This window comes from Bacillota bacterium (assembly GCA_013314855.1).
Lineage (GTDB): Bacteria > Bacillota > Clostridia > Acetivibrionales > DUMC01 > Ch48.
This window is the reverse complement of sequence record JABUEW010000177.1, coordinates 1-6081: the sequence shown is the minus strand read 5'-3', so window position 1 is coordinate 6081 and position 6081 is coordinate 1. Positions and strand designations below refer to the sequence as shown.

Here is a 6081-nt window from a genome sequence, read left to right as displayed (position 1 = left end):
CCAGAGCCATCAGTACGCTGAGTAAGAGCCATCGTCACGCTGAAAATGAGCCACCGTCACGCTTGCGGAGCCACCTTGTCGGTATAATGGATGTATGCATCGAAATCCGATGCAAATACATCCATTGGAGGTCTTTGTATGACCAAATACCGAGAAATCCTGAGGTTACACGCTCAGGATATCAGCCAACGGGGCATCGCAGCAAGCTGCGGGTGTTCTCGGAACACCGTCGCCAAGGTTCTGGCGCGGGCGCAGGACGTGGGAGTGACATGGCCGCTGCCGGACAATCTTAGCGAGAAAGACATCGCCTCGAGATTATTCCCGGAGCAGAACGCTCCCACTTCCCGCAAAATGCCGGACTACGAGTACGTCCACCGGGAGCTTGCCAAGAGCGGCGTGACGCTGAGCTTGCTGTGGAACGAGTATTGCGAGACCTGTCGGCAGAGCGGCGAGGTTCCGTTCATGTACACCCAGTTCTGCAAATACTACCGGGAGTATGCCAGCCGGACCAAGGCAACGATGCACATCGACCGCAAACCGGGCGAGCAGATGGAGGTGGACTGGGCCGGCCAGACGGCGTTTCTCATCGACACCGACACCAGCGAGCCGATCCCTGTCTACATCTTCGTGGCGGTGCTGTCCTGCAGCGGCTACGCCTATGTGGAGGGCTTTCTCTCACAGAATCAGGAGAGCTGGATTACCGCCCATGTCAACGCCTACCGTTTTTTTGGAGGGGTAACCCGCATCCTTATCCCTGACAACCTTAAGACCGGCGTGGACAAGAGCTCATGGTATGACCCCGTCATCAACCGGGCCTATCATGCGATGGCGGAACACTACGGCACGGTGATCATCCCAGCCCGCGTCCGCAAGCCAAAGGACAAGCCAAATGCAGAGGGAACCGTCGGCATTGTTTCGACATGGATCCTTGCGGCATTGCGGCACCAGCAGTTTCTTTCTCTACCAGAGTTGAACGACGCCATCCTGGAGAAGCTAGACGAGTTCAATCGCAAGCCATTCCAGAAAAAGCCCGGCAGCCGATTGAGTGTGTTTTTTGAGGAGGAGAAGAACTTTCTGCAGCCGCTGCCCCGGCAGCCCTATGAGCTGGCGCAGTGGAAAGTTGCCACCGTCCAGTACAACTACCACATCAAATGTGAAGCTTCACATTTGATGTGAAATGGCAAGTTCGGCAAAATGTAGAGTAAGTCAGATATATGCTTTTAAATACGCATTTCCAAGCCGAATGACTTTACATTTCACCATAAACAGGCATACAATTTAGCAAAGAGATTTGAGCCAGTTCATCAGTCCATCATCAGACTGCCAGGATGGTAACGCTGATACTTGGATATTTGGGTAAGCAGCCTCTATGGCTTTCCGTTTTTGACTACTGTCACACCGGGCATACACTTCCGTCGTGGAAATTTCAGCATGGCCAAGGAAATCCCTGATATATATCAGGGGTACTCCTGCCTGAAGCATATGCATGCTTTTACTATGCCGAAAAGAATGTGGCGAAATATCCTTTGGCATTAATGCAGGGTAGGACTGCTTTGCAATGGTAACATATTTGTCCAGTATGTAAGTAATCCCGGCTCGGGTCAGTTTGGTTCCGCTGCGGTTCTTGAATACCGGATGATTGTAGTGTTCCACTGGATGCAGGGTATTTTCATCCAGGTATTGGTGCAACAGCCTTGCAGTGGAATCCATCAGCGGGACAACCCTTGTTTTATTCCCTTTGCCGGTCAGGCGAATTGTGGAGGGTTTTGGAAGCCGTATGTCACCGACCTTCAGGTCAGCAATCTCCTGAACTCTGGCTGCACTGTCATACAGGACACTGAGTAGGACCAGATCCCGCCTGCCGGCAGGTGTTGCCGTATCCACCACATCAAGTATTGCCTTTATTCCGTCAAGCGTTAGGTATTCGATGCTTTTTCCCGGACATTTCTTAAGGGGCAATGCAGCTATCTGCTGGCAGAGGTACATATGATCCGGTGTCTGCGTCTGTATGTATAGAAAAAATGCTTTCAGCGCTGACAGCCTCAGGTTCCTGGTAGAAGCGCTACACCCACGGGTATTTTCAAGCCAGTCCAGAAAACCAGTGACTGTTTCGGCGTCAAGGCTTGATATGTGGGCCTTGGAGGGGTTGATTTTCTTCTCATCCTGTAAATATGAGAAGAAAAGCGCGAAAGTATCCCGTCTTGATGCTATTGTATTCGTGCTTAACCCCCTGGTATCCGGCAGGTATGATGTAAGGTATCTGGTGAGGTATTTGGCAAGATCTGTAGGCTTCATCTCCTCACCTCCGGAATCACATAGGAGCAGACTTCGTTGACTGCATCCATTATGGACGGATAGACTTCGGCTGTCATCCGCAGATACTGGCTTGTCGCTGCAATGGATTCATGCCCCAGGTACTCGGAAAGTACTGGCAGTGCCGCATTCAGGTCAATCTTGTTGTCCACTGCTTTCTGCAGGGTATGACAGCAAAAGGTGTGCCGGATATCGTGTATCCTCGGACCGTTTCCACGCCCTGCATGTGGGATCCTGGCATTCTGGAGCAGTTCGCGGAATCTCAGGTAAATCTCGTGGTGTGTACATGGCTGCCGGGAAATCCCCATGAAAAGGAAATCTTCCGAAAGGTACTTCAGATGCATGACACTGCAGTATTGCTTTAGAATCTCCAGCATACTGTATGAAAGGGGAACGAGCCGGTCCTTGTCAAATTTCGCATGCTCAATCCGCATGACCCCGTTGACCAGGTCTACATTTTTCAGTTGCAGGCTGAGTGCCTCCATGATCCTTAATCCGGTGCTGTACAGCAGCCTGACAAGGACAGGCATCACCAGATGCATTGTTGAACGGCGATGGGGATAAATCCTATCACTGCATGAGATGATGGCATCCATCTCCTCATGGGTAAATACATAAGCGACATATCTGGATTTCCGGCTCCGTTTGTTTTCAAGGTGCAGAGGGATATATGCATCGTAGCCGATGGAAACGAGATACAGGGTGAACTGCCTCAGGCAGGTGACCCGCTGGTCCGTACCGTTCCTCTGCTGCTCATAAGGCTTTTTATGGCACCAAGCATCGCAAAGTTCTTTAGTCAATACGGGTTCCTGTAAACCCTTGATGACACAGAATTCGGAAAACTGCTTTAAATAAGTGCTTTCCTTCTGGTATTTGAAGCCCATGCTGCGTTTGAAGTTAACGAAATCATGGAGCAGGCCAGCAAACGGACCATAAAAGTAGTCATTCATACCGGGACACCCCCCATCCAGACATTCCCAAGCGGGGGTACATCCAGGGATAATTTCCGCAGATGGCTGATATCTATTTTCAGATAGATACGTGTAGTATCAGTGCACGTATGGGCAAGCGTTTCAGAAATCACTGGCAATGGAGTATTCCGGGACAGCATCTCGCTTGCCAGGCTGGCCCTTAAGGCGTGCGGGCCATGACGTTTACCGGGCGGGATTTTGATGCCTGCATTCCTCATGGCAAGTGTGACGATGGGATGCAGAGAAGCTGGTCGTAACTCCCGGTAAGGCTTCTGTAGCCTTATGAATATGTGCTTGTCATCTGTTTCGGGGCGGCTATAGCGCAGGTACTCTATGATGGCATCCCCGACCTCGCCTGTTAAGGGAAGGACTGCATGCCTTCCTGTTTTCTGGACCGTGAACTCAATCGTGCTGTTCTGCCAGTTCAGGTTTTCAAACCTAAGGGAGCAGATATCTGATGCACGCATGCCGAGACGGACTGCAAGAAGTACCATTGCATAATTACGTACATCCACCGGATTTGAGTGGCTGAAATGTTCCAGCATTGTCTGGATTTCATCCGGGGTATATACGGAAGGTATCCCATCCGGTTTCACCTTTACCTTAGGTACATGGCATGACAGATTCTGTTGATGTATTCCTTCGTGGTACAGATAATCAGCCAGAAGACGTAGGGAGGAGGCGGCACCTTTCATGGTAGGAAGCTGTCCTGTTACCGAGAGCCATTTCATGAACCCCACGATGCATGTGCTGTCAAGTTCCTGCAATGATATAGCCCCGGACATTATCAGGTACTCTGACAGTTTGTTGAGGCAGTGGATGTCTCTATTAATTGTCGGTAAAGATAAATCCTGTGACTTCCTGCCCTCTATGAAGGCAGTAAAATCCTGCTCAAACCCGGCGTCAAACCGGTAAGGCGAGTATGTCTTTGGGATGCTTGCAAGCCCATGCTCCATACAGTTCACCAGGATGTGCACTGCACGCCTGCGCCGTTTGTTAACGCTTGTAAGCTGTGCAAAGTTAATGCTTGGATCAATGCCATACCTTTCTTTCAGAAAACATGAAACTGTTTCCTTTGATAAACTCCGGCCAGTCTCATGGAGATACTGATTCAAGGCATTCCATGCATACAAAAGCTGCTTGACATAGTCTGTAGTTAGGCCATCTTCTTCCAGTACGTTTCTGGCATAATTGATCAGATTGTCAATAGATTGGGTCATATGCTTCACTCCTTTTCTTAATTTTAGCATTCGCCTAATCAAGTATAGGAATGAAATGTAGAGGAAAGCAATATAAGATTGTCTAATTTATGGTGGATCATTAATCAACTTTACATTTTGCCGAACTTGCCATTTCACATCTCGGTCGACAAGATGTTCTACAGCGTTCCGTATGAGTACATCAAGCAGAAGGTCGACGTGCGGCTGACCCGGAATGTCATCGAGGTCCTTTTTGATGGCAATCGCATCTGTTCTCATCCAAGGCTGTACGGCCGGCCGGGGCAGTACAGCACCGTAACCGACCACATGCCGCCCGACCATCAGAAGTATACCGAATGGAATGCCGAGCGCTTCCTCACGTGGGCCGGAAAGGTCGGTCCGAACGCTGGGATGGTCGTCAAAGCCATTCTTGCCTCCCACAAAGTCGAACAGCAGGGATACCGCGCCTGCATGGCGCTGCTCAAACTCGGAGACAAGTATTCAATCACTCGGCTCGAGGCTGCCTGCAAGCGAGCTCTCAGCTACACGCCCAGCCCTAGTTTCCGGAATGTCCAGACCATCCTGAAAACCGGACAGGACAGGGTCGCAGAGGAAAAACCGGCCGAAAACAAAAAGGATACCGAGTCCTTCGGGTTCACCCGCGGTGCTGCGTACTATGGGAGGAATTCGAAATGATGGACCAAAACACGCTCAGAAAACTGCACGAAATGAAGCTGTCAGCTATGGCGGACGCATACAGGCAACAGCTGGAGGACCCGGCGATGAAGGAGCTCTTGTTTGAGGAACGATTCGGCCTGATGGTCGACGCCGAGTGGAGCCGCCGTAAGAGCAACCACTTGAAAAAGCTGATCCATCAGGCGGAGTTCAACATCCCGAACGCCGCGATCGAAGACATCGAATATCATGCCGACCGGAAACTGAACAAAGAGCAGATTACCCGGCTTTCCACCTGCAACTACATCGCCGAAAAACACAACCTCATCATTCTAGGCGCGTCAGGTGCCGGCAAAACCTATCTCAGCTGCGCCTTCGGCATGGCGGCCTGCCGCAACTTCTATTCGGTCAAATACATCCGCCTACCCGATCTTCTGAACGAGCTGGCCGTCGCCCGCGGCGAGGGAATTTACAAGAAGGTCATGAAGCAGTACAAAAAGGTCTGCCTGCTGATTCTAGACGAATGGCTGCTGATGCCGCTGACCAGTACCGAGGCCAGGGACCTGCTTGAAATCGTGGAGGCCCGGCATCAGAAAGGCTCGACCATCTTCAGTTCCCAGTTTAGCCCGGCCGGCTGGCACCAGAAGATCGGCGAGGATACGCTGGCCGACGCAATCCTCGACCGCATCGTCCACGATTCCTACACCATCTTCATCGACGGCGAGGAATCCATGCGTAAACGCAAGGGCATTCAGGAGTAAGGCAGGTCTGCAGGGGGGACATTTTCAAAAGTTTCCCCCTGCACCCCTTTCAAACCGCTGCGCACTGCATATGGCTCTCCCTCCGCGAAAGTGGCTCATTTCGCGCGTGACGGTGGCTCACTCCGCAGCGTACGCGTGGCTCAATCGGAGCGAAATATCCAG

At 51.2% G+C, this 6081-nt stretch carries 5 protein-coding genes and 1 pseudogene; 3 read left to right on the top strand and 3 right to left on the bottom strand.

Annotation, left to right across the window (positions count from 1 at the left end):
• Positions 1–138: 138 nt before the first annotated feature.
• Positions 139–1149 (top strand): annotated as a pseudogene (locus tag HPY74_19205) (IS21 family transposase).
• Between the two features lie 129 nt (positions 1150–1278).
• Here the strand turns inward: HPY74_19205 and HPY74_19200 are convergent.
• The 3 genes from HPY74_19200 to HPY74_19190 are packed head-to-tail and all read right to left on the bottom strand — an operon-like array spanning position 1279 to position 4534.
• Positions 1279–2295, bottom strand: a complete 1017-nt coding sequence (locus tag HPY74_19200; GenBank protein ID NSW92739.1) for a site-specific integrase — start codon at positions 2293–2295, stop codon at positions 1279–1281.
• Positions 2292–3263: a tyrosine-type recombinase/integrase gene (locus tag HPY74_19195; protein ID NSW92738.1), complete on the bottom strand. Its 972-nt coding sequence runs from the start codon at positions 3261–3263 to the stop codon at positions 2292–2294. Before HPY74_19195 ends, HPY74_19200 begins: the two co-directional genes overlap by 4 nt.
• Positions 3260–4534: a tyrosine-type recombinase/integrase gene (locus HPY74_19190; GenBank protein ID NSW92737.1), complete on the bottom strand. Its 1275-nt coding sequence runs from the start codon at positions 4532–4534 to the stop codon at positions 3260–3262. Before HPY74_19190 ends, HPY74_19195 begins: the two co-directional genes overlap by 4 nt.
• 48 nt (positions 4535–4582) lie before the next feature.
• Here HPY74_19190 and HPY74_19185 point away from each other — a divergent pair, with 48 nt between their 5' ends.
• Together HPY74_19185 and HPY74_19180 are read left to right on the top strand one after the other, a co-directional pair.
• Positions 4583–5179 (top strand): hypothetical protein, encoded by a 597-nt coding sequence (locus HPY74_19185; GenBank protein NSW92736.1) that lies wholly within the window; start codon positions 4583–4585, stop codon positions 5177–5179.
• Positions 5176–5919, top strand: coding sequence for an ATP-binding protein (locus HPY74_19180; GenBank protein ID NSW92735.1), 744 nt, complete (start codon positions 5176–5178; stop codon positions 5917–5919). The genes HPY74_19185 and HPY74_19180 overlap by 4 nt, the downstream gene beginning before the upstream one ends.
• Positions 5920–6081 lie beyond the last annotated feature (162 nt).